Source organism: Burkholderia sp. Ed8 (genome assembly GCF_040761425.1).
In the GTDB taxonomy this organism is placed as follows: Bacteria; Pseudomonadota; Gammaproteobacteria; order Burkholderiales; family Burkholderiaceae; genus Burkholderia; species Burkholderia seminalis.
Map to the genome: position 1 here is coordinate 855,998 of NZ_CP142889.1, position 26,968 is coordinate 882,965.

At 66.5% G+C, this 26,968-nt stretch carries 21 protein-coding genes and 1 pseudogene; 7 read left to right on the forward strand and 15 right to left on the reverse strand.

What is annotated here, in order from left to right; genetic code table 11:
• Positions 1 to 25: 25 nt before the first annotated feature.
• The 9 genes and pseudogenes from VXM69_RS38085 to VXM69_RS38125 all read right to left on the reverse strand — a co-directional run bounded on the left by VXM69_RS38085 (position 26) and on the right by VXM69_RS38125 (position 9,391).
• Positions 26 to 1,615: a gamma-glutamyltransferase family protein gene (locus tag VXM69_RS38085; protein WP_367190516.1), complete on the reverse strand. Its 1,590-nt coding sequence runs from the start codon at positions 1,613 to 1,615 to the stop codon at positions 26 to 28.
• A 14-nt stretch (positions 1,616 to 1,629) separates the two neighbouring features.
• Positions 1,630 to 3,000, reverse strand: coding sequence for an aspartate aminotransferase family protein (locus tag VXM69_RS38090; RefSeq protein WP_034191978.1), 1,371 nt, complete (start codon positions 2,998 to 3,000; stop codon positions 1,630 to 1,632).
• A 79-nt stretch (positions 3,001 to 3,079) separates the two neighbouring features.
• Entirely contained in the window at positions 3,080 to 3,844 is a 765-nt protein-coding gene (locus tag VXM69_RS38095) for an ABC transporter ATP-binding protein (RefSeq protein WP_367190517.1), read from the reverse strand.
• On the reverse strand, positions 3,841 to 4,581 hold the full coding sequence (locus VXM69_RS38100) for an ABC transporter permease subunit (RefSeq protein WP_034191980.1): 741 nt from the start codon (positions 4,579 to 4,581) through the stop codon (positions 3,841 to 3,843). The genes VXM69_RS38095 and VXM69_RS38100 overlap by 4 nt, the downstream gene beginning before the upstream one ends.
• Positions 4,578 to 5,276: an ABC transporter permease subunit gene (locus tag VXM69_RS38105; RefSeq protein WP_034191981.1), complete on the reverse strand. Its 699-nt coding sequence runs from the start codon at positions 5,274 to 5,276 to the stop codon at positions 4,578 to 4,580. The genes VXM69_RS38100 and VXM69_RS38105 overlap by 4 nt, the downstream gene beginning before the upstream one ends.
• Before the next feature lie 85 nt (positions 5,277 to 5,361).
• On the reverse strand, positions 5,362 to 6,147 hold the full coding sequence (locus tag VXM69_RS38110; protein WP_069704927.1) for an ABC transporter substrate-binding protein: 786 nt from the start codon (positions 6,145 to 6,147) through the stop codon (positions 5,362 to 5,364).
• Between the two features lie 140 nt (positions 6,148 to 6,287).
• Entirely contained in the window at positions 6,288 to 6,965 is a 678-nt protein-coding gene (locus VXM69_RS38115) for a GntR family transcriptional regulator (RefSeq protein WP_080288031.1), read from the reverse strand.
• Positions 6,966 to 7,309: 344 nt separating this feature from the next.
• A pseudogene (locus VXM69_RS38120) lies at positions 7,310 to 7,741 on the reverse strand (transposase); the annotation flags it as partial.
• A 60-nt stretch (positions 7,742 to 7,801) separates the two neighbouring features.
• Positions 7,802 to 9,391, reverse strand: a complete 1,590-nt coding sequence (locus tag VXM69_RS38125) for a methyl-accepting chemotaxis protein (RefSeq protein WP_367190518.1) — start codon at positions 9,389 to 9,391, stop codon at positions 7,802 to 7,804.
• A gap of 803 nt (positions 9,392 to 10,194) precedes the next feature.
• Between VXM69_RS38125 and VXM69_RS38130 the strand changes: the two genes are divergently transcribed.
• Positions 10,195 to 10,473: a hypothetical protein gene (locus VXM69_RS38130; protein WP_367190519.1), complete on the forward strand. Its 279-nt coding sequence runs from the start codon at positions 10,195 to 10,197 to the stop codon at positions 10,471 to 10,473.
• 280 nt (positions 10,474 to 10,753) lie between these two features.
• On the opposite strand, the gene VXM69_RS38135 is transcribed toward VXM69_RS38130, so the two are convergent.
• Positions 10,754 to 12,100, reverse strand: a complete 1,347-nt coding sequence (locus VXM69_RS38135; protein ID WP_034191985.1) for an MFS transporter — start codon at positions 12,098 to 12,100, stop codon at positions 10,754 to 10,756.
• A 294-nt stretch (positions 12,101 to 12,394) separates the two neighbouring features.
• Here VXM69_RS38135 and VXM69_RS38140 point away from each other — a divergent pair, with 294 nt between their 5' ends.
• The 3 genes from VXM69_RS38140 to VXM69_RS38150 all read left to right on the forward strand — a co-directional run bounded on the left by VXM69_RS38140 (position 12,395) and on the right by VXM69_RS38150 (position 16,779).
• Positions 12,395 to 13,432: a LacI family DNA-binding transcriptional regulator gene (locus VXM69_RS38140; protein WP_367190520.1), complete on the forward strand. Its 1,038-nt coding sequence runs from the start codon at positions 12,395 to 12,397 to the stop codon at positions 13,430 to 13,432.
• 333 nt (positions 13,433 to 13,765) lie between these two features.
• Positions 13,766 to 15,547 carry an IlvD/Edd family dehydratase gene (locus tag VXM69_RS38145; protein ID WP_367190521.1) on the forward strand — a complete coding sequence of 594 codons (1,782 nt, stop codon included), beginning with the start codon at positions 13,766 to 13,768 and terminating at the stop codon, positions 15,545 to 15,547.
• A 50-nt stretch (positions 15,548 to 15,597) separates the two neighbouring features.
• Positions 15,598 to 16,779, forward strand: coding sequence for a fumarylacetoacetate hydrolase family protein (locus VXM69_RS38150; RefSeq protein WP_367190522.1), 1,182 nt, complete (start codon positions 15,598 to 15,600; stop codon positions 16,777 to 16,779).
• A 146-nt stretch (positions 16,780 to 16,925) separates the two neighbouring features.
• Here VXM69_RS38150 and VXM69_RS38155 read toward each other — a convergent pair whose 3' ends face one another.
• From VXM69_RS38155 to VXM69_RS38170, 4 genes are all read right to left on the reverse strand, one after another.
• Positions 16,926 to 18,116, reverse strand: a complete 1,191-nt coding sequence (locus VXM69_RS38155; RefSeq protein WP_034191989.1) for a M20 aminoacylase family protein — start codon at positions 18,114 to 18,116, stop codon at positions 16,926 to 16,928.
• A 79-nt stretch (positions 18,117 to 18,195) separates the two neighbouring features.
• Complete coding sequence (locus VXM69_RS38160; protein ID WP_034191990.1) at positions 18,196 to 19,530, reverse strand: DUF3100 domain-containing protein; 1,335 nt, start codon at positions 19,528 to 19,530, stop codon at positions 18,196 to 18,198.
• 48 nt (positions 19,531 to 19,578) lie between these two features.
• Positions 19,579 to 21,096 carry an aldehyde dehydrogenase gene (locus VXM69_RS38165; protein ID WP_367190523.1) on the reverse strand — a complete coding sequence of 506 codons (1,518 nt, stop codon included), beginning with the start codon at positions 21,094 to 21,096 and terminating at the stop codon, positions 19,579 to 19,581.
• A 52-nt stretch (positions 21,097 to 21,148) separates the two neighbouring features.
• On the reverse strand, positions 21,149 to 22,021 hold the full coding sequence (locus tag VXM69_RS38170) for an NAD(P)-dependent oxidoreductase (RefSeq protein WP_034191992.1): 873 nt from the start codon (positions 22,019 to 22,021) through the stop codon (positions 21,149 to 21,151).
• 143 nt (positions 22,022 to 22,164) lie between these two features.
• Here VXM69_RS38170 and VXM69_RS38175 point away from each other — a divergent pair, with 143 nt between their 5' ends.
• A complete protein-coding gene (locus VXM69_RS38175) occupies positions 22,165 to 23,073 on the forward strand; it encodes a LysR family transcriptional regulator (protein WP_034191993.1) in 909 nt (302 codons plus the stop codon).
• 209 nt (positions 23,074 to 23,282) lie between these two features.
• On the opposite strand, the gene VXM69_RS38180 is transcribed toward VXM69_RS38175, so the two are convergent.
• Entirely contained in the window at positions 23,283 to 24,764 is a 1,482-nt protein-coding gene (locus tag VXM69_RS38180) for a diguanylate cyclase (RefSeq protein ID WP_367190524.1), read from the reverse strand.
• 210 nt (positions 24,765 to 24,974) lie between these two features.
• On the opposite strand from VXM69_RS38180, the gene VXM69_RS38185 reads away from it, so the two are divergent.
• Together VXM69_RS38185 and VXM69_RS38190 are read left to right on the forward strand one after the other, a co-directional pair.
• A complete protein-coding gene (locus tag VXM69_RS38185; protein ID WP_367190525.1) occupies positions 24,975 to 25,619 on the forward strand; it encodes a glutathione S-transferase family protein in 645 nt (214 codons plus the stop codon).
• A gap of 154 nt (positions 25,620 to 25,773) precedes the next feature.
• Positions 25,774 to 26,931, forward strand: coding sequence for an acyltransferase (locus VXM69_RS38190; RefSeq protein WP_226252525.1), 1,158 nt, complete (start codon positions 25,774 to 25,776; stop codon positions 26,929 to 26,931).
• The last annotated feature ends 37 nt before the right edge of the window (positions 26,932 to 26,968 follow it).

The following is a 26,968-nucleotide window of genomic DNA, read 5'->3' on the forward strand; positions in this document are numbered from 1 at the left end:
TGTGCCGACAATGCGGACGCCCGGGTCAGATGCCCAGCGCGCAGCCGTCCTTGCGATGGTCGGACGCGCCGATCAGCGTGCCGGCCTCCCAGTCGATCCGGATCGCCTGCGCGCCGCCGATCGCCCAGTTCGGCGCGACGAGGTTGAAGCCGCGTCGCGTGAGCGCTTCGCGCACAGCCGCGGGCATCGTGCATTCGACCTCCACTTGATCGGTACCCGGCCGCGGAAAGATGCGCGGCAGGTCGATCGCCGTCTGCAGGTCCAGATCGTAGTCGAGCACCTTCGACAGGAAGTGCGCATGTCCCATCGCCTGGTAGTGGCCACCCATCACGCCGAACGTGATCTGCACCTTGCCGTCGCGGGTCACCATGCCGGGGATGATCGTATGCATCGGCCTCGCGTGCGGCGCGATCGCGTTCGGGTGGCCCGCTTCGAGCGTGAAGCTCTGGCCGCGGTTGTGCAGCATCACGCCCGTTTGCGCGGACATGATGCCGCTGCCGAACGGATGAAACAGCGAATTGATGAAGCTCGCGCAGTTGCGGTCCTTGTCGACCACGCAGATGTAGACCGTATCCTTGTGCTCCACCGGCGCCGCGACCGGCGCGCCGAGGGCATGCAGCGCCGCGATGCGCGTGCGCAGCGACTCGACCGACGCCTCGGACAACAGCGTATCGACATCCAGCGGCCGGTAGCGCGGATCCGCGAGCAGCACGTCGCGCAACGCATACGCGACGCGCGCGGCGTCGATCTCCCGGTGCAGGCGCTCGGCGCCGAGCGGATCGTCGTTCGCGTCGAATCCTTCGAGCAGCTTCAGCATCAGCAGCGCGATGACGCCCTGTCCGTTCGGCGGACACTCGTGCACGTCGTAGCCGCGAAAGCGCGCGGTGATCGGCGTCACGTATTCGCCACTGAACGCCGCGAAGTCGTCCATCGTATGCAGGCCGCCCATGCTACGCAGGCGAGCCACGATGTCCTCGGCGACCGCGCCTTCGTAGAACACCCGCGGGCCCCCTTGCGCGATCGCGTCGAGCGTGCGCGCGAGCAGCGGCTGCCGATGCACGCTGCCCGCGCGCGGCGCATGGCCGGCAACCAGCATCTGCGCGCGGCTCGTGTCGTCCAGCGACAGCAACTGCGCCTGATGGGCCCAGTCCGCGGCCGCGCGCGGCGCGACCGCATAGCCGTCGCGGGCGAGCCGGATCGCCGGCGCAAGCAGCGCGGAAAGCGGCAGCGTGCCGTGGTCGCGCGCGAGCGTCGCCCACGCGTCGACCGCGCCGGGCACCGTCACCGCGTGCGGCGAGTGCCGCTCGATCGACGTGATGCCGAGCGCGCTCAGCCGCTCGACGCTCGCAGCGGCCGGCGCCCAGCCCGACCCGTTGAAGCCGACGATATCGTCGCCGCCGCCGCGCGAATAAAGCGCGAAGCAGTCGCCGCCGATGCCGGTCGAGCCCGGCTCGACGACGCACTGCACCGCGCACGCGGCAATGGCCGCGTCCATCGCATTGCCGCCCGATTCCAGGATCCGGATGGCGGCCAGCGTCGACGCGGGATGCGACGTCGCGGCCATCGCGCCGGTCGACATCACCAGCGAGCGGCCCGGTTGTTCGAAATTCCTCATGGTGTTCTCCCGATTCAGCGTGCGGCCAGCGACCGGCGCCATGCGAGTGTGTCGTCGAGCGCCTGTTTCGACGCGTCGAACAACTGGTCGATTTCGTCGTGCGTGATGATCAACGGCGGGCAGAAATTGAACGTATCGCCCAGCGCCCGCGTGATCACGCCGTACGTCAGCGCCCGCTCGCCCGCATGGATCGCCACGCCTTCGGCGGGCGGGAACGGCGCTTTCGTCGCCTTGTCGGCGACCAGCTCGACGGCCGCGAGCAGCCCGGACCCGCGTGCCTCGCCCACGAGCGGATGCGCGGCGAGATCGGCCACGCGCTGCTGGAAATGCGGGATGACGTCGCGCACGTGGTCGAGCACGCCGTCCTCGTCGTAGATGCGCAGCGTCTCGAGCGCGACGGCCGCGCAAACGGGGTGGCCGCTGTACGTGAAGCCGTGGCCGAAGGTGCCGATCTTCTCGCTTTCGGCCACGAGTGCGCGATAGATCCCCTCGTTGACCATCAGCGCCGAGATGGGGAGGTAGCCGGCCGACAGCTGCTTGGCGACGACGATCATGTCGGGCTGCATGCCGAACGTTTCCGAGCCGAACATGTTGCCGGTCCGACCGAAACCGCAGATGACCTCGTCGGCCACGAGCAGGATGTCGTACCGTTTCAGCACGCGCTGGATCTTTTCCATATAGGTGGCCGGCGGGACGATCACGCCGCCCGACGCCATGACCGGCTCGGCAAAGAACGCGGCGATCGTCTCGGGCCCTTCGCGAAGAATCAGTTGCTCGAGCGAATCGGCGCAGCGCGTCGCGAACTGCTCCTCCGATTCGCCCGGCAGCGCATGACGATAGTAGTGCGGGCAGTCCGTATGCAGGATGCGATCGATCGGCAGGTCGAAGTCGCGATGGTTGTTCGGCAGGCCGGTCAGGCTCGCCGACGCGATCGTCACGCCGTGGTACGCCCGCGTGCGCGCGATGATCTTCTTCTTCAGCGGCCGCCCGAGCGCGTTGTTGTAGTACCAGATCAGCTTTACCGCGGTGTCGTTGGCTTCGGAACCGGAGTTCGCGAAAAACACCTTCGACATCGGCACGGGCGCCATCGCGATCAGTTTCTCGGCCAGCAGGATCGACGGCTCCGACGATTTGTGGCCGAACGCGTGATAGAACGGCAGCTTGCGCATCTGCCGGTCGGCTGCATCGGCCAGCCGTTGTTCGCTGAATCCCAGCGATGCGCAGAACAGGCCGCTCAGCGCTTCGATATAGCGGTTTCCTTCCGTGTCGTATACATAAACGCCCTCGCCACGCTCGATCACCATCGGCCCGACATCGCGATGGCGGCTCAGGTTCGTATACGGATGAAGGACGTGGTCGATGTCATTCTGCTTCAGCATGTGCATGGGTACCTTCCTGGTTTCGTCTCTTCCATGGTCGTGTCTTGCGTGTGCGGAACCGGCCGGAACTGGCCGTCGAGTCCCGCTATTTGAGCCCGCCGGACAGGAATTTCTGCAACCGTCCGCTTTTCGGCATCCTCAATATGTCGCGCGGATGGCCCTCTTCCTCCACAACACCCTGGTGCAGGAACATGACGTGGTTCGATACCTCGCGCGCGAAGCCCATCTCATGCGTGACGACGATCATCGTGCGGCCTTCGTCGGCGAGATCGCGCATCACCTTGAGCACGTCGCCGACCAGCTCCGGATCGAGCGCCGACGTCGGTTCGTCGAACAGCAGCGCGTCCGGCTCCATCGCGAGCGCGCGTGCGATCGCGACGCGCTGCTGCTGGCCGCCGGACAGATGGGCCGGGTACGCATCGGCGAAATGCGTCATGCCCACCTGTTCGAGATAGCGTTCCGCCCGTTCGCGCGCCTCCGCGCGGCCGAGCTTCAGGACGTGCAGCGGCGCTTCGACCACGTTCTGCAGCACCGTCATGTGTGCCCACAGATTGAAATGCTGGAACACCATCGCGAGCCGCGTCCGCATCCGGCGCAACTGCACGGGATCCGAAATCCTGATCCGGCCGTTGCGGTCGACCGACGTCCGCACTTCCCCGCCGCCCAGCGACACGCGGCCCGACGAAGGCGATTCCAGAAAATTGATGCATCGAAGCAGCGTGCTCTTGCCCGATCCCGACGAACCGATCACGCTGATCACGTCGCCCGGGTTCGCTGCGAGCGAGACGCCCTTCAGGACCTCGTTGTCGCCGTAGCGTTTGTGGAGATTGTCGACAGACAGTGCATTCATGTGGCGTGGCTCCGCGATTGAGCAAGCGTGGAAAGCGGCAGCGGCCGCAGGTGGACGAGCAGACGCCGCTCGGCGGTCCGGATCAGCAGCGCGACGAGCCCCGTCAACGCGAAATAGACGGTGCCGACGGAAATGAACGCCTCGAACGGCGCGTAGTAATTCGCGTAGGCATCCCGCGCGGCGCCCGTCAGGTCGATCAGCGTGATCGCGCTGACGAGCGATGTGCCGTGCAGCAACAGGATGATTTCGTTGCCGTAGGCGGGCAGGAACCGGCGCAGCGCCGACGGCAGCACGATGCGGCGCCACGCGGTCGCGCGCGACATCCCGTAGGCTTGCGCCGCTTCGATTTCGCCGTACGCGGTGGTGCGAATCGCTCCGGCCAGGATTTCCACGGTATACGCGCAGGTGTTCGCGGTCAGCGCGATCAGCGCGCACCCGAAAGGGTCGCGCAGCGGCAACAACAGTGGATTGCCGCGCTGCCACGCGTCCTGGACCCACTGGAACTGACCGAATCCGTAATACACGAGCATCAGTTGCGCGAGCAGAGGCGTGCCGCGCATGAACCACGTGTAGACCGCCACCGGGCCGTGCACGACGCGGTTCGGCGACACGCGCAACACGGCCAGCGGAATCGCGAGCAGCAACCCGAGGGCCAGCGAGCCCACGGTCAACTGCACGGTGACCCACAGCCCGCCGGCGTACGCGCCGAGCAGCGCGATCCATTGTTCATGGCTCATCCGTGCAGCCTCCCCTCGCGCATGCCGCGGTTCAGGCGCACGCGGGCACGCGCCAGGCATGCCGTCGATCCCGACGTCACCAGCAGATACACCGCGCAGGCGGCCAGGTAGAACGTCATCGGCGCCTGGGTCGTGCGGCCGGCCTGGTCGGAGATGAACATCACGTCGTGCAGGCCGATCAGCGACGCGATCGCCGTCGTCTTGAGCAGCACCAGCCAGTTGTTCACGGCGGCGGGCAACGCGAGCCGCGCCATCTGTGGCAACAGGATGCGTCGAAAGGCGAGCCATCCCGAGAATCCGTATGCACGCGCCGCCTCCATCTGGCCGCGCGGCACGCCGAGCATCGCGCCACGGAACGTCTCCGTGTAGTACGCGCCGAAAATGAAGCCGATCGTCAGCACGGCGGTGGCGAACGCGTCGACGTCGGGCGCATGCAAGCCGAACGCGGCCGACAGCTGGTTCAGTAGAATCTGGCCGCCATAAAACACCAGCAGCATCATCACGAATTCCGGCACGCCGCGAATCAGCGTGGTATACGCGGTGGCGGCGGACACCAGCACACGCGAGCCCGACAGCTTGGCCATCGCGCCCGCGATGCCGATGCACACGGCGAGCGCGACGGACAACACGGCGAGCACGATCGTCACCTCGGCGCCGCGCAACAGCGCCGGCAGGTATTGCTGCAATTCGGACATAACGCTCCTTTCCAGCGCGCTCGGGGTTCATATCGGCCATGCCGGCGCATCCATGCGCGTCGGCGCGGCGCCGATCGACACGCGATCAGTAGATGTCGAAATCGAAGTACTTCTTCTCGATGGACTGATACACGCCATTGGCGCGAATGGCCGTGATCGCCTGGTTCAGTTGCTGCCGGAGATCGTCGTCGGTCTTGCGCACCGGGATGCCGTAACCCTCGCCGAGCAACGCCTTCTGCTCGGGCGTCGTACCGACGATCGGCGTGCCGACGAACTTGAAGTTCGCGCCTTCCGGTTTCGTCAAAAATGCCGAATACGCGGCGGTCGCGTCCTGCAGCGCGGCATCGATGCGGCCCGAGCGCAGGTCGAGGTAGACCTCGTCCTGGGTCGGGTAGCGCACCAGCTGCACGCCGTTCTGCACCCAATACGCGCTCGCGTACTTGTCGGCCAGCGTGCCGCGTTGAACGCCGACGCGCTTGCCCTTCAACTCCGCCGGCGTCGCGTCCTTGACGGGGCTGTTTTTCGCGACGACCAGCCGGCGCGGCGTGTTGTAGTACTTGTCGGTGAAGGCGACCTTCTGCTTGCGCTCGGCGGTGATCGCGACCGACGCGACGATCGCGTCGACCTTGTCGGCCATCAATGCGGGAAGCAGGCCGTCCCAGCCGATCTGCACCAACGTGCAACGGGCGTGCATCTGCGCACACAGTGCATGGATCACGTCGATGTCGAAACCCACCGGCGTGCCGTCCGGCTGCATCGACGAAAACGGCGGATAAGCGCCTTCGTAGCCGATCCGGATGTCCTTCCACTCTTTCGCCTGGGCCTGCGCGGCCGCCAGCATGACGGCGGCGAGCACCAGGAATCTCATCATGTGTCGTTTCATGTCGATACTCCGTAACGTGTTTCGGTGGAAATGACTGCGTGGTCGTGTTGCAGGTCTCTCGTCTGACGATTATTTCGGATGCCTTATCGATAAGCACGAGGCGTCGGCGACCGCCTCGCCGCGTTCCGTCAGTCGCCGCCCGTCATCCAGTCGCGCAATGCCGGCACGGTCGCTTCGATGTGCTCGCGTACCGCCGCCTCGAGCGCGACAGGATCCCCGCACCGGATCGCCTCGATCAGCGACATGTGGTCGTCGCGCGACGTCTTCGGCTTGTACGCCAGCTCGAGCCACAAGCGCATGTGCGGTTCCACCATCGTATGCAGCCCGGCAATCTGCGTAATCAGGCGCTGGCGGCCGCACAGCTGGCACAGATACTCGTGAAAGCTGCGATGCACGGTCACCCACTGCTGGCCGTCCGGCTCGGCGCGCTCCATCGCGTCGATCAGGCGCGTCAACTCGTCGACATGCTGCGGCGTGATGTTCGGCAGCGCCATGCGCGCCGCCAGCCCCTCCAGCACGCCGCGCATGCCGAATACCACTTCCATCTCGTCGACGTCGAGCCCCCGCACGACCGCGCCGCGATTCGGCCGGATCACGACCAACCCTTCGCTGGCGAGCCGGCGAAACGCTTCTCGCACCGGCATGCGGCTCGTATTGATGTCGGCGGCGATGTCCTCCGGAATCAGGCGATCGCCCGCCTTGTACGTCCCCATCCGGATCCGGTAGAGCACGTACGCGTAGGCTTCCTCTTCCGCCGTCGCGGGAAATTGCGGATATGGCGAGGGTGTCTGTCCGTCCATGTTCATGTCATTGCCCTATGTCGCTACGCTGGCTGAGCGTGCGTCGATCCATCCGCCGGGGAATCACCATCGCCCCCAATCGGAAAGTATTTTGTAAGACTGGATATTTGTATCCGTGGCTGCACTATACGATGCCAAAAATAACCGACGATACGGGTTTACCCGTTGGCAATCGCAACGCGCGTATCCGGTCACATCCCCGCGAGCCGCGCCGATCCGGCGGCTCGAGATTCGATCGCGCATGTGTTGCCGCCCGGCAAAGTTTGCTGATTCGCTCAAACGATCTAATGAATGATCGACCACGCGTACAAGATCGAATCGAGGTGTCGTCGATGCGCGGGGTCGCGCACGAGAATATTCAACGCACGCCCGTCCGCCAACGGGTCGCGCGCAAAGCCGTAGCGCCATACCGGATCGGCTTGTGTCGCACCAGGCAGGCGAATGTTGCAGTCGCAACGACGACGGCGTGGCCACCGCCGGGTCAGGGCTTCCAGCGCGTCGCGCCGTCCCGTTGGATGACTCGTTTTTTCGGCTGCATTTCTTCAGGCCGTCGATGACCAGCCATTGCAGCGATCAAACGTCCGAGCCGCTCGCGCTCCGACTCCCGGCCCCTTGAGCCGGTCGGCATCGGCCACATCCACGCCGCCGAACCGGTTGCGCCAGCGCTCGAACGTCTGTTCCGAGATGTCGTGGCGCTTGCCCGGATCCTTCATGGGTTCGTCCCGACTCTCGGCCACGCGCGGAGTCCGGACGATCTGCTCGTCGGTCAACCGCATCTTCATCGAGTTCTCCTTGCCTCCGGGAAAAGAGAACTCGCTTGCCGAATGACTACGAGAAACGTCTCAGACCCATGCCTGCTGGTTCGCATCCAGCCGGAAGAACGACACTGCATGGTTCAGCTGTCGCCCTTGGTCTTCCAGTGATTTCGACGCGGCCGCCGCTTCCTCCACCAGCGCGGAGTTCTGCTGCGTGACATCGTCCATCTGTGTGATGGCCTGATTGACTTGCTCGATACCCCGGCTTTGTTCGGTCGATGCCGCGGCGATTTCGCTCATGATGTCGGTGACGCGAGCGACCGACTGCGTGACCTCGGTCATCGTTTTTCCCGCTTCACTCGCAAGGGACGAGCCGTCCTGGATCTTCTGCACGGATGCATTGATCAGATCCTTGATCTCCTTCGCGGCGATGGACGATCGCTGCGCGAGACTGCGCACCTCGCTTGCGACCACGGCGAACCCACGCCCCTGCTCGCCCGCGCGGGCCGCCTCCACCGCGGCATTGAGCGCGAGGATATTCGTCTGGAAAGCAATGCCCTCGATGATCCCCGTGATCTCGGCAATCTTGCTGGAACTTGCGCTGATATCGCCCATCGTGTCGACCACGCGGCTGACGACATGATTGCCGCGCCCTGCCACTTCCGACGCTTTGGCAGAAAGTGAGCTTGCCTGCTGCGCGTTCTCGGCATTCTGCCTGACGGTCGACGTGAGTTCTTCCATGCTCGCGGCCGTTTCTTGCAGGGAAGCCGCCTGCTGCTCGGTGCGCGCGGAAAGATCGACGTTACCCGACGCAATCTGGCTCGAACCGGTGGCGATGCCGTCCGCTGACGTGCGGACTTGACCAATCAGGCGCACGAGGCTCGCCTGCATCTCACCCATCGACGCGAGCACGCTGCCCGCGGGCGCGGCTTGCGCACCGGGTACCAGGCCCAGATCTCCGCCGGCCACGCGTTGGGCCACCTTGCCCAGAGCGGCAGGCTCGGCACCAAGCGCACGCAACACACCCCGTGTAATGACGACGCCGGCCAGCACTGCGATTGCAACCGCGACAAAACAGATGATGATCAGCACGGCTCGTTGGGTCGAAAACTGTTCGCCCGCCTCCTGCACCATCTGCGCTGCGTGCTGACGCGTGAAGTCCGCATAGTCGTTGGACGCCTTGATCAGCGCCGACAGCAGCGGTCTGCATTTCGTATTGATTTCAGCGATCGCTGCATCACGCTGGTTGCTCACTGCCAACCGGTCGATGTCCAAGGCCACCGGGCGGTAGAGCGCTTCGATCCGCGGGAGTTCAGCCGCCAGACTGCGCCCCTTGTCGCTTAGGTCGGAAGCGCTGGCCACCATTGCATTGAACTTCTCGAGGTTGGACTCGACGCGTCGTTCGGCGTCGATCACGGCGGCTTTTTCCAGTTCGACGTCGGCCGGTGTCGTCACCAATACGAGGTTGCGCACTGCCATCGCCCGATCGTCGACTGCGGTACGTACGGCTTCGGCCAAGTCGGCACGTGCATTGACGCCGCCGATATATCCGGCGAAGCGGCTGTTGGCCTCGTTCAATTCCTTGAGGGACAGTCCGGAGACGACCAGCACGATGACTGCCAGTATCCCGAACGCTCCGGAGAGCTTCGTCTTGACCGGCAGGTTGTTCAGATTCATGTCTTCTACTCCAGGGGCAACAAGGCCGGACGATAAAGAGCAGTCCTTGCGATGTTGGATAATTGAAAGGTGCGCGCGGCAATTGCGACAGGCTCACGAGAACGCGCCTGTATCTGCTTTACGGCGGCACGGTCGGGCGCTGAAGTGCGACGGAGCTCGTTTGGCATTCGCAAACGTTGGCGACGCATTAAAAAATTTTTTATGACGGAAAGGCGTAAGTCTCGTGACACCACGTTCGTTCACGTGCCGCCAAAACCGCCGTGTTGGCTCTTTGCCTCAGTCGCGGCGCTGTTCGCCCACGCTGCGCCCGAATACAGAACGGCCGATATGAAAGCCAGCAACAGTGGACGCTTGCGGCAAAGAGTTCATTTCACGGTTGTTTCTCGAAGTGGAGGGGCAACGGAGCCGACTCTAGGATCGATCGACTTACTCGTTACTTACTCACCCGGAAACAGCGAATCGACGGAGACACGGCGCTCGCGCCTCGCGGAAGGCGGGCTCGGCAGGCAGCCGCCCCGCGCGCGTCGCGCCGAAGCCGAAGCCGAATGCGAACGGCGGCAAGGCCCGCGGGATGATCGCGGCCGCCGTCATCACGATGGCGCGCGTGCTTCATGCAGGCATCCGCGAGCACTTCCCCCGCGGTATCGGCCTTGGTTGAAGATTGCGGATCATGTCAGTGTCGGGTAAGCCATGCACGCTCAGCATGGCGATCACGTCTATCCCGCGGAGAACCTGCGCGTCATGAAACCCCGCACCGCAACGGCGCCGCGCGCAAACATCGTGCTCTTCTCGGTTTCGACGGCATGGCCAGCCTCCCCTGTCTGAGCGTCGGCCTGCTGTTCGGCGTGCCCGAAAGCGGTGCACCAGCGTTGCTCTATCAGGGCGGCACCGTCACCGTGGCGCTTCTGGTGATGATGCTGCTGCGGCGGTGGGCGCTGCGTGCGGTCGATGCCGCCGTGGCGGCGCGCAAGATCGAATCGAGCGAAAACCCCGGCGTCAAAGTGCTGGTCGCCGACGACTGCCGCCGGGCGTGGCTGGTCCAGTTGCACCTCGGGCTGCATGGTCGCCAATGTGGCGACTGATTTCGTCCGGCGAACCAGCGGCGACTCCCGTTCATCCCGACTTGCAGGTCTCACGCCACGGAATGCGGCCTGAGGGGGGGCCGAATCATTCAAGGCACGGGAACCGTCGTGGAAACGCTCGGGCATTGTCTGCTCGTCGGATTGCCGCGGCATCCCGTGCTCGTCAGCGTGGTTGGCACACCGATCATCGATCTGCTCACCCGGCACGTGCTTGACAAGGCGATCGATCGCGCGATCAGGCTCGCCGCGACGACCGCGTACGAGACTGTCCGCGAAGTACCTACAGCCTGGCCGGCGGCTGCAGGATGGCGCGCGGAATCAGCGCGATCAGCACGCAGCTGACCAGCAGGCAGGTGCCCAGCGCATAGGTGCCGTTGTTGATGTTGCCGGTCATTTCCTTGGCGATGCCGGTAATCATCGAGCCCGTGAAGCCGGACAGGTTGCCCACCGAGTTAATCAGCGCAATGCCCGCGGCCGCGGCCGTGCCGGACAGGATCTGGCCGGGGAAGGTCCAGTAAATCGGCATCAGCGCCAGAATGCCGCAGGTGGCGATGGTCAGGAACAGTATCGACAACGCCACGTGCTGCGCGCACGCCGCGCTCATGATCAGGCCAACGCCGCCGATCAGCGCGGGAATCGCCGCGTGCAGGCGGCGTTCGCCGGTCTTGCGCGAGTGCGATGCATTCCACACCATCGCGAAGATCGCCGTCAGATACGGAATGGCGGTAAGCAGACCGATATGCAGCGGGCTCTGCACGCCCGACGCGCGAATGATCGACGGCAGCCAGAACGCCAGTCCGTAGAAGCCGGTATTGAAGGTGAGCAGGATGAAGGTCAGCAGCCAGACGCGCGGGCTGCGCAGCGCGGCGCCGATGCTGTGCGACTTGTGCGCGGCCTCGGATTCGAGGTTGCGCGACAGCACGGCCTTTTCGTCGGCGGACAACCACTTCGCCGACTGCGGGCCGTCGCCGAGGCAGGCCAGCACGATGAACGCCACCACGATCGACGGCAGCCCTTCCAGCAGCAGCATCCATTGCCAGCCGCTCATGCCCGCCAGGCCATGCGTCTGTTCCATCAGCCAGCCGGACACCACACTGCCGAGCGTCAGGCTCAGCGGGATCGCCACCAGAAAGCCGGACATGGCCACGCTCTGGCGGCGCGCCGGAAACCAGTAGTTCATGTACAGGATCACGCCGGGGAAAAAGCCGGCTTCGCACAGGCCCAGCAGGAAGCGCAACGTATAGAACATCGTGGACGTCTGCACGTGGAAGAACTGCGCGAGCGGCACGATGAAGGCCATCGACGACGACACGATGCCCCAGGTGATCATGATCCGCGCAATCCAGAAGCGCGCGCCGTAGCGGTGCAGCAGCAGGTTGCTGGGTATCTCGAACAGAAAGTAGCCCCAGAAGAATATGCTGGCGCCGAACGCGTAGACGCCATCGCTCAGGCTCAGGTCGTCGAGCATCTGCAGCTTGGCGAAGCCCACGTTGACGCGGTCCAGGTACGCCACGACGTAGCACAGCAGCAGCAATGGCAGAACGCGCCGCATGACCTTGCGATATAGGGCGTCTTCCGAAGAGGCGGCCGCGGCCGGTGCGACAGCGGTCTGCGTAATGGACGGCATCGGTTTGTCTCCTGATTGTGTAGGTCTTCTTCGTACCTGCGAGTTCGATGATGCGTGGATGTTACCGATAACAATCCGTCGCAAAAAAAACGCCGACGAGGCAACGGGAACCATCGGCGATCTGATACCGGTAACATAACCAAGTTAGCATGTCGGGACAGGCGAGTTCAAGTGCTGGTGAACGGGGAGTTTCCCTAGTGGAGCCACGGTCGCAACGGACGCCGGCGGCCTGCACGGTATTTCGCACCGGTATGATGTAGCCTTGACTGATTTCTCTCCCGGATCGCCATTCCGATGCCAAGCCCCACCGCCGTCCGGCCTGCCGGACCGCCCCGCATGTCCGACGTAGCGCGCCTGGCCGGCGTATCGAAGATGACGGTGTCGCGCGTGCTCGCCGGCCACAGCGTGGCTGCCGAAACGCGCGCGCGGGTCTGCAAGGCCATCGACCAGCTCGGCTACGTGGCCGACGCGGCCGCGGGTGCGCTGTCGTCGGGGCGCTCGGCGTTCGTCGCGGTGCTCGTGCCGTCGCTGTCGAGTTCCAACTTCTCCGACACCGTGCGCGGCCTCACCGATGCGCTCGAACCGCATGGCCTGCAACTGCTGCTCGGCGACACCGACTACGACCTGGAACGTGAAGAACGGCTGGTGCGCTCCATGCTGCGTCACCAGCCGCGCTGCATCGCGCTGACCGGTGCGCAGCACACCGATGCGACGCGCCAGGTGCTGCAACGCTCGGCCATTCCCGTCGTCGAAATGTGGGACCTGCCCACGCATCCCATCGACACCGCCGTGGGCTTCTCCAACGTGCGGGCCGCGCGTGCGATGGTGCGGCACCTGGCGGAGCGCGGCTACCAGCGCATCGGTTTTCTCGGCGGCGCCAGCGAACTGGATCGCCGCGGCCTGGACCGGCTCAAGGGGTATCAGGCGGAGATCAAGGCGCTGGGATTCGGTGAGCCGCGCATCGTGCGGCTCGGCGAATCACCGATCACCATGAGCCACGGTGGGCCTGCGATGGCCGCCCTGCTGGAGACGTGGCCCGACACCGACGCGGTGATGTGCGTGAGCGACATGTCGGCGTTCGGTGCCATCATGGAATGCCATCGGCGCGGGCTGTCCGTGCCCGCGGACATGGCCGTGGCCGGCTTCGGGAACTTCGAGGTGGCCGCATGCTGCCACCCGAGCATTACCACGGTGTCGGTCGACGCGTACGGCATCGGCCTGCGCACGGGCGAAGCGTTGCTGGCGGCATTGCAAGCTCGCGATGGCGGCGAGCGGAGCGCGTCGCAACGCATCCGGATCGACTACACGATCGTCGCACGGGAAAGCGCGTAACTGGCCGAAAGCACAGGCTGGCCGGCTCGTGCGGGAACAGCTGCGTATCGAGGCGCGGCGGTAGTGCGACGTGCGAGACCGCATACACACCCTGCCGATCACGCGCACCTGCGCCGCATCGGAGAGCAGCGCTTGCGAGGATCGACGCGTATCGGCGCACGCCATTCACCGCCCCGGAAACCCGCGCCCGTGCGTCGCACGATCTCCATTGCCTGCATCATTCGCTCGAGAATCCCCTTACGCAACGCGAAAACCCCGTGCTAACATCGACGTCATGTTACCGGTAACTATCCGGCACGCAAAACCAAGCAAATCCTTCGGAGACAGCCTGCCATGACCCAAGCCCCTCGCCGTCTGCGCAGCCAGGAATGGTTCGACGACCCCGCGCATGCGGACATGACCGCGCTCTATGTCGAGCGCTTCATGAACTATGGGCTCACGCGCGAGGAACTGCAGTCGGGACGTCCCGTCATCGGCATCGCGCAGACGGGCAGTGACCTCGCGCCATGCAACCGCCACCACCTCGAGCTGGCCGAACGCACCAAGGCAGGCATCCGCGACGCGGGCGGCATTCCGATGGAGTTCCCCGTCCATCCGCTGGCCGAGCAGAGCCGCCGGCCCACCGCCGCGCTCGACCGCAACCTCGCCTACCTGGGGCTCGTGGAAGTGCTGCATGGCTTTCCGCTGGACGGCGTGGTCCTCACGACCGGATGCGACAAGACCACGCCCGCCTGCCTGATGGCGGCGGCCACCGTGGACATGCCCGCGATCGTCCTGTCGGGCGGACCGATGCTCGACGGCTGGCATGCAGGCAAGCGGGTCGGATCGGGCACCGTGATCTGGCACGCGCGCAACCTGCTGGCTGCCGGCGATATCGACTACGAAGGCTTCATGCAGCTGACCACCGCCTCGTCGCCGTCGATCGGCCACTGCAATACCATGGGCACGGCGCTGTCGATGAATAGCCTGGCCGAGGCGCTCGGCATGTCGCTGCCGGGATGTGCGAGCATCCCCGCCGCCTATCGCGAACGCGGTCAGATGGCTTACGCCACCGGCAAGCGCGCCGTCGAGCTCGTGCGCGAAGATCTGCGCCCGTCGCGGATCATGACGCGCGCGGCGTTCGAGAATGCCATCGTGGTCGCCTCCGCGCTCGGCGCATCGACCAACTGCCCGCCACACCTGATCGCGATCGCGCGGCACATGGGCGTGGAACTGAGCCTCGACGACTGGCAGCGCTTCGGCGAATCCGTGCCGCTGCTCGTCAACTGCATGCCGGCCGGCGAATACCTGGGGGAGAGCTTCCACCGCGCCGGCGGCGTGCCCGCCGTGCTGCGCCAGCTCGATTCGGCCGGTCTGCTGCGGCGCGACTGCCTGACCGTGTCCGGCCGCGCGATCGGCGAGATCGCCGACGCGGCGCAGGACGCCGATCGCGACGTGATCCGTACGCCCGAAGCGCCGCTCAAACACGGCGCCGGCTTCATGGTGCTGTCAGGCAATTTCTTCGACAGCGCCATCATGAAGATGTCGGTGATCGGCGAAGCCTTCCGTCAAACCTACCTTGCCGAGCCGGGCGCGGAGAACACCTTCGAGGCACGCGTGATCGTCTTCGACGGCCCCGAGGACTATCACGCCCGCATCAACGACCCGCAGCTGAACATCGACGAACGCTGCATCCTGGTGATCCGGGGCTGCGGTACCGTCGGTTATCCGGGCAGTTCGGAAGTCGTGAACATGGCTCCGCCTGCCGACCTCGTGAAGCGCGGCGTGACGTCGCTGCCATGCCTGGGCGACGGACGCCAGAGCGGCACGTCGGCCAGCCCGTCGATCCTGAACGTGTCGCCGGAGGCTGCGGTCGGCGGTGGCCTGGCCCTGCTGCGCACGAACGACCGCGTCCGCGTGGATCTGAATCGTCGCAGCGTCGACGTGCTCGTCGACGAAGAGGAACTCGCACGCCGCCGCGAAACTGCCCGCTTCACCGTCCCGCAGGCGCAGACGCCCTGGCAGGAACTCTATCGCCGGTTCGTGGGCCAGTTGTCCACCGGCGGCTGCCTCGAACCGGCCACGCTGTACCTGAAGGTCATCGAGCAGCGCGGCAACCCGCGCCACTCCCACTGATCTCGTTGATCCCGCCGATCCAACCGTCCACGACTCCCACCGAGCTGACCATGCGTACACTTTCCGTTTCCGACTGCCTGCCGCACGACCTCGCACACGCGCTGCTGATCGGCCGCGTCTGGCGGCACGATGGCGCCCACGCGGGCCCGAGCGTCGTTGCCGTGCGCGGCGGCGAGATGTTCGACATCACGCGTACCGTGCCGACCACCGCGGACCTGTTCGACTGCCCCGACGCAGTCGCCATCGCGCGCGCGGCCCCCGGCGAATCGCTGGGCCGCGTCGAGCCGCTGCTGCAGGCGGCACTGGACGGCACGTCCGGCGCCACGCACCTGCTCGCACCGTGCGACGTGCAGGCCATCAAGGCTTGCGGCGTCACCTTCGCCGTCAGCCTGATCGAACGCGTCATCGAGGAGCAAGCCGGCGGCGATCCGGCCAAGGCGCGGGACGTGCGCGACACCCTGGCCGCGACCATCGGCACCGATCTGTCGAGGATCGTTCCCGGTTCGGAAGCCGCCCTGCGCCTGAAGGCCGAACTCGAGCGCCGCGGCGCGTGGTCGCCATACATGGAAGTCGGAATCGGCCCGGACGCCGAGGTGTTCTCCAAATCGCAGCCGATGTCCGCGGTGGGCTTCGGCGCGGAGGTGGGCCTGCTGCCCGTGTCGGTGTGGAACAACCCGGAGCCCGAGATCGTGCTCGCGGTCAGCAGCGCCGGCGCGCCGGTCGGCGCCACGCTCGGCAACGACGTGAACCTGCGCGACATCGAAGGCCGCTCGGCGCTGTTGCTTGGCAAGTGCAAGGACAACAACGGCTCGTGCGCGATCGGCCCGTTCGTGCGGCTGTTCGACGACGGCTTCACGCTGGACAGCGTGCGGCAGGCCAGCGTGTCGCTGTGCGTCGAAGGCGCGGACGACGGTTTCGTCCTCGACGGCATCAGCCACATGCGCGAGATCAGCCGCGACCCTGCCGACCTCGTCGCGCAAACCTGCGGCGCGCATCACCAGTATCCGGACGGCTTCATGCTGTTCCTGGGCACGATGTTCTCGCCGATCCAGGACCGCGACGCGCCCGGCGGCGGGTTCACGCATCACCTGGGCGATCGCGTCACCATCTCGACGCCCACGCTCGGCGCACTCGTCAATACCGTACAGCTTTGCACGACGATTGCCCCCTGGACCTTCGGCGTGCGCGCCCTGTACGCCAATCTGGCCGCACGCGGCCTGCTCGGCGCCTGACGCAGCGAAACTCAACGGCGCGCGACCGCGCGAAAGCGTACGCGAACCCGATCGACGGGCAGCGGGGCAACGGCAAGACCGCGGCCCCGCCACCTCGGTGCGCGGCGCCCGGTCGCGGTCGGCCCCGACAAGTCAGCACCGCGTCCCTACCGCCCCAGGACCCGCTCCACCAACCTCACGAAATAACTCGCCCCCACCGGCAGCAACGCATCGTTGAAGTCGTAACTGGCGTTATGCAGCAGGCAAGGCCCGCCGCCGTGCCCATGCACGCGATGATCGCCCGCGCCATTCCCGAGGAATGCATAACAACCCGGCTTCTCGCGCAGCATGAACGAGAAATCCTCCGCCGCCATGGTCGGATCGACGGCGGCGTTCACATGCGCGTCGCCCACCAGTTCACGCATCACCGCCACCGCCACCGCCGTCTGCTCGGCATCGTTCACGGTGGCCGGATACTGGCGCTGGAAATCCACCTCGCTTTCGCAATCGAAGGCCGCGGCCGTCGCAGCCACCACGGCGCGCATGCGCGTTTCGATCAGGTCGAGCGTCGCATCGGAGAAGGTCCGCACCGTGCCGCCGAGCCAGGCGTCGGTCGGCACCACGTTCATCGCCTCGCCCGCATGCACCTGGGTGACCGACAGCACCGCGCCGTCGACCGGATTTCGGTTGCGCGTGACGATTCCCTGCAGCGCGCTCAGCACCTGCCCCGCCGCGAACACCGGATCGCGGCCCAGGTGCGGCATGGCCGCGTGGCAGCCGGCACCGCGCAAGTTGATCCGGAACAGGCTGGTCGAGGCCATCAGCGGCCCCGGCCGCACCGCGAAATCGCCCGCCGCGATGCCGGGCCAGTTGTGCAGCCCGAACACGGCATCCACCGGGAAACGCTCGAACAGGCCGTCCTCGATCATCGCGCGCGCGCCGCCGCCCGCCTCCTCGGCCGGCTGGAAAAACAGCTGCACGGTGCCGTCGAACTCGCCATGCCGCGCCAGATGGCGCGCGGCCCCCAGTAGCATGGCGGTGTGCCCGTCGTGGCCGCAGGCATGCATCGCGCCGGGCACCGTCGAACGATGCGCGAAGGTGTTGGCCTCCTGCACGGGCAGCGCATCCATGTCGGCGCGCAGGCCGATCGCGCGCGCGCTGCCGCCGCGCTTCAAGGTGCCGACCACGCCGGTGCGGCCGACACCGCGCGTGACGGCATAACCCCATTGCTCGAGCCGCTCGGCGACGAGTTCGGCGGTGCGGAACACGTCGTAGCCCACCTCGGGATGGGCATGGATGTCGCGGCGTATCGCCGTCAGTTCGTCGGTATGCGCGACGATGGAATCGATCAATTTCATGCAGATGGGTACGTGCTTGTCGGTCGTCGCGGCTTGGCGGCGGGCCGGTCCATGGCGCCCGCCGCCACGCCGCGAGGCATCAGATATGGAACAGCTGCGCCACCAGGGTCGCGCCGATGAAGGTGCCGGCATTCGCCACGAAGGACACCAGCACGATACGCCAGCCGAGCCGGCGGAAGGCCGGGATGTCCTTGGCGATCGACAGCCCCGCGAACACCAGCATCGGCGTGGTCACCCCGAGGAAATCGTTGTGCGAGCCGAGCGCGGCGATCTGCGAAGCCCACGGGCACCACGGCGAGGTCAGGAACATCGCCACCACCGATACCCAGCAGACGGCCGGAATCCGTCGCCCCGTCACGCGCGCCAGCGCATCGCCGACGATCGTCGCGCACACCATGATCGCCATTCCCGGCAGTCCCACCAGCGGTGTGGTGCCGTGCGCGATCCAGTCGCACACCAGCGCCATCGCGGCCGTCACGATCCAGGCGAGCAGCTTGCCGCCGTAGCCGAGCGCGGGCGCCTCGGTCCGCACTTCGCCGAGCGACGGGCTGGCCGCCTCGGGCTGTGCCGAAGCCTTGGTGGTGCGGCCGATCAGCGGCTCCAGCACGCGATAGCCCCAGACCGCGAGCGGCAGCGAGATGAACAGCGTGAAGTAGGTACCGATGGTGGTGGTGATCAGGTTGCTGGCCGCAGCGAAGGCGAGCACCGATTTCGCCGTCTCCGGGTCCTGCTGCGCGGCGATCGCGCCCGAGGCGGCCGCCATCATGCTGCCCGAGCCGACGCCCGAGCCCATCGCCAGCGCAAGCGGATCGAAGATGCCGAGGCTGCTCACGAAACCCGCGAACACGGCGATGAACACCGCACCGAACACGGTGCCGGTCAGGTACTCGGCCAGCACGCCGCGGCCCTCGGCCGAATCCATGCCGTACTTCTCGCCGATGATCGCCAGGCTCGGCTCGCGGCCCACCGAGAAGGTCGCGCCGATCGCTTCGCGCTTGATGCCGAGCAGCAATGCGAGCGGCAGGCCGAGCAGGATGGTGCCGACGAAGTGGCCGAATTCCTGGAAGGCCAGCGCCCACCCCGCCGAAGCCAGCTTGGGCAGCGCGCTGCCCACCATCAGCCCGAGCTTGGAGACGAACAGCAGCAGCGCCGGCTGCAGGATCGCGGCCGCGAAGAACTGGTCCGGCACGCTCAGGCGCGCGCTGCTGTTCCAGCGCGCACTGGCCAGCCCCACCGCGGCACCGAGCAGCAGCGCCCAGATCATCGGCAGCAGCACGACCTTGCCCGGTCCGAGCTTGAACGTGAACGAGCCGATCCATTCGGCGATCAGCAGGATGCCGGCCGCGTAAAGCAGGACCTTGGCGGTGGCCGCGCCGCCCAGCTCGCGGCGCTCGATACCCAGTGCGTGTTCCATCACGAATCTCCCCTTGAAGCCCGGCTGCCGTCGAATGCGGGCCGGTAGTTACAGATAACCGAACGCGGTGGGCGGCGCTTCGGCCGTCTCGACCCACACGCTCTTGGTCTGCGTGTATTCGTACAGCGCCTCGACCCCGCTCGAGCGGCCGTAGCCGCTCATGCCGTAGCCGCCGAACGGGGAAGCGACGTTGATGGTCTTGTAGCCGTTGACCCAGAAGGTGCCGGCATTCACCTGCGCGGCCACGCGATGCGCGCGCGCCACGTCGGTGGTCCAGGCCGCGCCGGCCAGGCCGAAGTCGGTGTCGTTGGCGATCGCGATCGCCTCGTCCTCGGTGTCGAACGGGATGGCGGCCACCACCGGCCCGAAGATCTCGGTGCGCGCCACCTCCATCGCGTTCGACACGCCGGCCAGCACGGTGGGCGCCACGAAATAGCCGCCGCGACCCGCCTCGACGCGCTCGGCCGAGCCGCTGGCGAGCGTGGCGCCCTCCGCCACGCCGCGCGCGATCATCGACATCACATGGTCGTACTGCTTGCGATTGTTGATCGGGCCCACCTCGGTCGCATCGTCGAGCGGCGCGCCGACACGGATCTTCTTCGCGCCGGCAGCCACCATCGCAACGAATTCGTCGTAGACGGCGCGCTGCACCAGCAGGCGCGAGCCGGCCACGCAACTCTGGCCCGCGCCGGCGAATATCGCCGCCTGGGCGGTCAGCGCGGCGCGCTTGAGGTCGGCATCGGCGAACACGATATTGGCCGACTTGCCGCCCAGTTCCAGCACGCAGGGCAGCACACGGCGCGCGGCGGCCTCGGCGATGCGCGCGCCGGTGGCCGGCGAGCCGACGAACACCACCTTGCTCACCACGCGATGCGCGATCGCGGCCTGCCCGGCGGTGTGACCGAAACCGGCCAGCACATTGACCAGACCGCGCGGCAGCCCGGCCCGCTCGCCGAGCTGGGCAACCGCCAGCGAGGTGAAGGGCGTCAGCTCCGACGGCTTGAGCAGCACGCCATTGCCCATCGCCACCGCGGGCGCCACCTGCCAGCCGCAGGTGAACACCGGCGCGTTCCAGGGCGTGATCTGCAGCACGACACCGGCCGGCTCGCGGCGCGTGTAGTTGAGGTGCGAGGTCGGCACCGGGATCACGCTGCCGTAGAACTTGTCGGTCCAGCCCGCGTAGTACTCGAACATCTCGGCGACCTTCGCCACCTCGCCGCGGCAGTCGCGGATCGGCTTGCCCGAGCCCAGCGCCTCCAGCCGCGCGATCGCCTCGGCCTCGGCGCGGATCGCACGCGCCACCTCCTGCATCACGCGACCGCGCGCGGCATGCGTGAGCGCCCACCATTCGCGCTGCGCGCGGCGCGCGCTTTCGGCGGCATGGTCGATCACGGCCGCGCCGGCGTCGCGATAGGCGAGCGTGGCCTCGCCCGTCGCCGCATCGTAAAGCTGGATCGTGTCGCCCTGGCCGGCGACGAGTTCGCCGTCGATATACGAGCCGATCGTGGCGGCACCGGGGAAGAAATGCGCGAAGGCGGCGAGCAACTGGTCTGCGTGCTGGGTCATGTCAGGTTTCCGTATAGGGGTCGAGCGGGATCGCGGCGCGGGCTACCCGGCCTCAGGCAGGGTCGACGAAGTCGACGATGCGGTTGAAGTCCTCGCCGTCGGCGACGGCCACCTCGCTGGCGGCCCACACACGCGCCGCCTCGCGCGCCACCGGCGCGACGCTGTCGAACTGGTCGAGCAGGCCCAGCGCGAGCCGCACGTCCTTGCGCATCAGCTTCATGGTGAAACCGGAATCGAACTTGCCGTTGAAGATCCAGGTCGGGTAGTTGGTCAGCGTCGCGCTGTTGCGGCCGGAGCCGCCGTTGAGCGCCTCGACCAGCTTTTCCGGATCGACGCCGGCCGCGCGCGCGGTGCGCACCGCCTCGCTGGCGGCCAGCAGGTGCACGCCGGTCAGCAGATTGTTGAGCAGCTTGGTGACGTGGCCGGCGCCCACCGGGCCCACATGCACGCGCTTCGCGCTGATCGCCGCGAGGATCGGCTCGATGGCCGCGATGTCGCTGTCCGAGCCGCCCAGCACCATGGTCATGGTGGCGGTGGCCGCGCCCTTCGGGCCGCCGCTCACCGGGCCGTCGACGAAGCCGATGCCGCGCTCGGCCAGGGCCGCCGCCACGCGCCGCGTGCTGTCCGGATCGGCCGTGGTGGTATCGATCACGATGCTGCCCGGCCTGGCGTTCTCGAGCACGCCGCCCGCGCCCAGCACCACCGCCTCGACCACCGCCGAGGTCGGCAGCGACAGCAGCAGCACGTCGGCATCGCGCGCGATCTCGGCCACCGAATCGCGCGCCGACAGCACCGCCTGCCCGGCCAGCGCGAGCGCCACGCCAGGCGCCGCGTCGTAGCCGAGCACCGTGTAGCCGCCGCGCCGCAGCGAACCCGCCATGCCGCGCCCCATGTTGCCCAGACCGATCACGCCCACCGTTTTCATCCGACGACTCCTGATAGCTGTTGGTTCGAGGCCGGCGCGCCAGCGTGCGCCCGCCTTGCATGGCCACGATGTTCGGTCCGGCGACCCGTATAATCAATCAACTCCAATATTGATATTGTTCTCTTTTTTAGAACACCTGGATCATGAGCGACACCCTTACCGACAGCCGGATCGTCTATTTCTACGAGGCCGTGCGCTGCGGCACGATCCGCGCCGCGGCCGACTGGCTCGACGTGGCGCCCTCGGCCGTGAGCCGCCAGATCGGGCTGCTGGAGAAGGAGCTCGACGCCACCCTGGTGGAGCGCCACGCGCGCGGCGTGACGCCCACCGAGGCGGGACGCTGCGTGATCGAGTATTTCCGCGAGCAGCTCGCGCACCGCGACGACCTGCTCTCGCGCCTGCAGGAACTGCGCGGCCTCAAGACCGGCGAGGTCAGCCTGGTGCTCGGCGAGGGCTTCGTCTCGGACCTGTTGGCCGGGCCGATGCAGCAGTTCTGCCGGCAGTTCCCCGGGATCCGCGTCAACCTCGACGTGGGCAGCACCAACGACGTGATCCGCAAGATCTCGAACGACGAGGGCGAGATCGGCCTGGTCTACAACCCACCCGCCGAGCCCAAGCTGGTGTCGCGCGCCTCGAAGCGGCAGCCGATGATGGCGATCGTCGGCCCCGACTTTCCGCGCCGCACCCACAAGGTACTGACGGTGCAGCAGCTCGCCACCTACCCGCTGGCGGCCACGCACCCGTCCTACGGCACGCGGCAGATGATGGAGGCCGTGGAGTACGCCGAGCGCGTGCGGCTCGGACCGGTCGTCACCACCAACTCCTTCGCAATCCTCAAGGAGTTCGTGAAATCGGGACTCGGCATCTCGGTGATGCCCGCCTTCGCGGTGGCGGCCGAGCTGCAAGCCAAGGAGCTGTTCGCGATCGAGATCGCGCATCCGATCCTCGAGAACGCCGAGGCGCATATGGTCACGCGCGTGGGCCGCAAGCTCTCCGTGGCCGCCAACAAGATGCTGCAGATGATGATGGGGCAGATGCGGGCGTTCCGCTAGTTGTGCAGCGTCCCGAGGTTGTTTCTCGACGCAGGAAGTCCGGCCATCGGCGCAACGCCGCCGCGGTTACAGGACATACGCGTCCCCGTCCGATTCGATCGGCAACCTGTCGCCCAGGCAGTTCGCCTGGGCGCACGATGCCAAGCAGCGGGTTTTTACCTCGGACTCCACGCCGGTTCGAACAAAAATAGGGGTACGTCATCCCGGCCTCAATCGGGCCGGGGCTGAAAGGCGGCGACCTTGTTCCGGCCGGTTGCCTTCGCGTAGTACAGCGCCTCGTCCGCTGCCTTGATCACGGCGCCAGCCTCCCCTTCCTGCTCCGGTGTCCAGCTTGCCAGGCCAATACTGGCCGTGACGCGCCCGTATTCGCTGCCAGCATGCTCGAGCGCCAATTCATCGATGGCCGCACGAATGCGCTCGGCGATCTGCGCGGCGCCCGTTGGCGGCGTATCGGGCAACAGCACGACGAATTCTTCCCCACCGTAGCGAGCCGCGGTATCTGCCGGGCGGCGGATGTTGTCGCCGATGCAGCGGGCAACAGCCGCCAGCGCGTCGTCGCCCGCCTGATGGCCGTACGTGTCGTTGTACGCCTTGAAGCGGTCGACGTCGACAAACAGCAGGGAAAAAACGGAATGAGCGCGGCGGGCGCGGCGCCATTCGCGGTCCAGCACTTCCCCGAAGCTGCGCCGATTGTTCAAGCCAGTGAGCCCGTCCGTGCGTGCCAGGAGCACCAGTTCGGACTCCGCCCGCATACGACGCCGCAGTTGTGCGCCGAGCATGATCGACACGACGATAAAAGCGACGCCGAACGTGGCCACCAGCGCGCCGATCGTTACCGCGCGGTGCCGCCAGCCTGCATAGATGTCCTGTTCCGCCTCCGCGACCATGATGATCAGCGGCAGCTTCGGCAGGTGCTTGAAATAATAGAGACGACGCACCCCGTCGATCGACGCCGTTTCGGAAAACGAGCCCTCCGATGCCGTCTGGAAGCGCCGGAATGTCGCGGCCTTGCTGATGTCGCGGCCGATGAGGTGCACGTCGTACGGGTAACGCATCACCAATATGCCGTCTTTGCCGATCAGGGACATCGAGCCGTGCTGCCCGAGCGACAGCCCGGCAAACAGCTGCCGGAAGTACTCGAGGTTGATCGCAATCAGCGCGACGCCGCCAAACGAGCGGTCGGGGTTCGAGATTCGCCGCGACAGCACCATGCTGAGCAATCCGCCCCGCAACCGCGATGCGAATGGGTCACTGACGTAAAGCCCTGCATTGGGATTGTCGCGATGGACGGTGAAGTACTTGCGATCCGCAAAATTTCCCTGGCGCGGCACGTCGTTGGCGGAATCCAGGACGATGTTTCCGCCAGCGTCGAGCACCAGCATCGAGCCAAGAAATTGCGCTGTCATCGCATGATCGAACAGCACGGCGCGGCGCAGGCTCGCGGAAGAATTCATCACGTCCGTGCGCTGCAGACCGTGAAGCACCGCCTGCAGCGAAAGGTCGTAGAGTTCGACGTTGCGCTCGATGTCGCGTTCGGCCATCAGGCCCAGATTGCGGGAGGTCTCGCGGGCCCGGTCGAGTGCATCATTACGGCTCTGCAACAACTGCAGCACGCACAGGCCCATCAACGCGCAGGCGATCACGATACCCATGACGACGACAGTATAGGGAGCAGCCGACCTGGATTGCATTGAGGCCCTCGGAAGTGGTTTGGGCGCACGTGCGGGCGCGTTTCCCTCATAGTAAAAAACGGATGGGGGCACATCAAGCCCGCGATGACCCGGGTGGATCGCCTTTTTCGACGGGAGCGCGACGGACACTCGGCAGGCGCGCACCGCGGTGCACGCCTGCGGCGTTTACACTGTCCGACTTCCGATTCCACACGACGCAAGGAGACCGGCATGCTGACGGTATGGGGACGACGCAACGCGTTCAACGTCCAGAAGGTGATGTGGCTCGTCGGCGAACTCGCGCTCGCGCATCGGCACGTGCCGGCCGGCGGCCGGTTCGGCGTGCTCGACACGCCCCAGTTTCTCGCGATGAATCCGCATGGACGCGTGCCGTTGATCGACGACGACGGGTCCGTCGTATGGGAATCGCACAGCATCCTGCGCTACCTCGCCGCGCGTTACGGGCACCCCGGCTTCTGGCACGACGACCCAGCCGAACAGTCGCGCGCCGACCGCTGGATGGACTGGGCGCAGACGACGCTGCAGCCCACGTTCCTCAACGGCGTGTTCCGCGGCTACTTCCGGACGCCGCCCGAGCAGCGCGACACCGCGCGCGTCGAGCAGAGCATCGCGCAATGCGCGCAGTATTTCCGACTGCTCGACGCGGTGCTGGCCGGGCAGCCGTTTCTCGCCGGCGACACGATCACGCTCGCCGACATCGCGGCGGGCACGCATCTGTATCGCTACTTCGAACTCGACATCGCACGGCCGGACATCCCGCACGTGCAAGCGTGGTACGAACGCCTGAAGGCGCGGCCCGCGTATCGCACGCACGTGATGATTCCGTTCGACGACCTGCGCGGGAAACTCGACTGACCGGGTACCGCACCAGCGGTAAAACGGCTTGTTGGAAGGTTGTAAGCACAACGGCGTAGGGTACGGATCTGTACGCCCGCCGGATGCGCACGCGTCATCGCGACAACGATCGTCGTCAGGCGGGTCATGACGGACCAACCACGCAGGCGAGGCGATGAGCGCTCACGACGTTCCGGTCAACCTGGCGTTTCAGCAAGACGGGGCAGTTGCCGTGCATCGAAATGCCGGCCTCGACGCACTGCGGGCCTGCCTGACGTTGCTGGTGGTCTTTCACCACTGCGCGATCACGTACGGCGCACTCGGCGGGTGGTACTACCACGAAGTGGCCGCCGGGCCGTCGGTCGAATCCGCGCTGTTGACGCTCTTCTGCGCGATCAACCAGGCATTTTTCATGGGCCTGTTCTTCTTCCTGGCGGGCTATTACACGCCGCCGTCGATCGCGCGCAAGGGCACCGTCCGTTTCCTGGCCGACCGGTTTCTCCGGCTCGGGCTGCCGTTGCTGATATACGGCGTCCTGATCGGCCCCGTAACGATCGCCCTCGCACAGTCTGGCGCGGGCCACCCGTTCGCGAAGACGCTGGAACATCTGTGGCGAACCGGCACGTTCGAGAACGGACCGATGTGGTTCGCCGAGGCGTTGCTGATTTTCAGCGTGGCGGCGGCCCTGCTGTACCCCCCCTTCCCGCGCGCTGTCGCACACGATATGGACCGCTCCGCCCGCGGCCCTTCCGACAGGACGCTGGCCATCGCAGCGTGGTTCACGGGTATCGCGGCACTGGCGCTGCGGTCCCGGTGGCCGATAGGTACCAACGTATGGGGACTGCAACTCGGCTACTTCGCGAGTTACGTCGTGTTGTACGCGGCCGGTTGCCGGGCAGCGCGCGTGCACTGGATCGCGCATCTGCCGGCACGGCAGGTCCGGCTGTGGTCGCGCATCGCGCTGCTGGCGCTGCCCGTGCTGCCGCTCGCCTACCTGCTCGCGAAGCACGTTCCCACGTGGCGCGGCCGTCCTCAGGCGGTGATCTACGCGTTCTGGGAACCGCTGGTCGCTTGGGGGGCGATCCTGTTTCTCGTCGACCGCTTTCAGCGCTGCTTCGACCGGCTGACGGGCGCATGGCGGCCACTGTCGCGACGCGCGTATGCCATCTACATCATCCATCCGCCCGTGCTGGTCGGTGTCGCCCTCGCGTGGCGGCACGTGCCCGCGAACCCGTTCCTGAAATTCACCGTGACCGGCAGCGTCGCCTGCGTCGCGTGCTACCTGGTTGCCGGTCTCCTGCTTCGCGTGCCCCGGTTCGCGTCGATCCTGTAAGCGCCCGGTCGTCTCGCGCGGAGCGGAATACCGCACC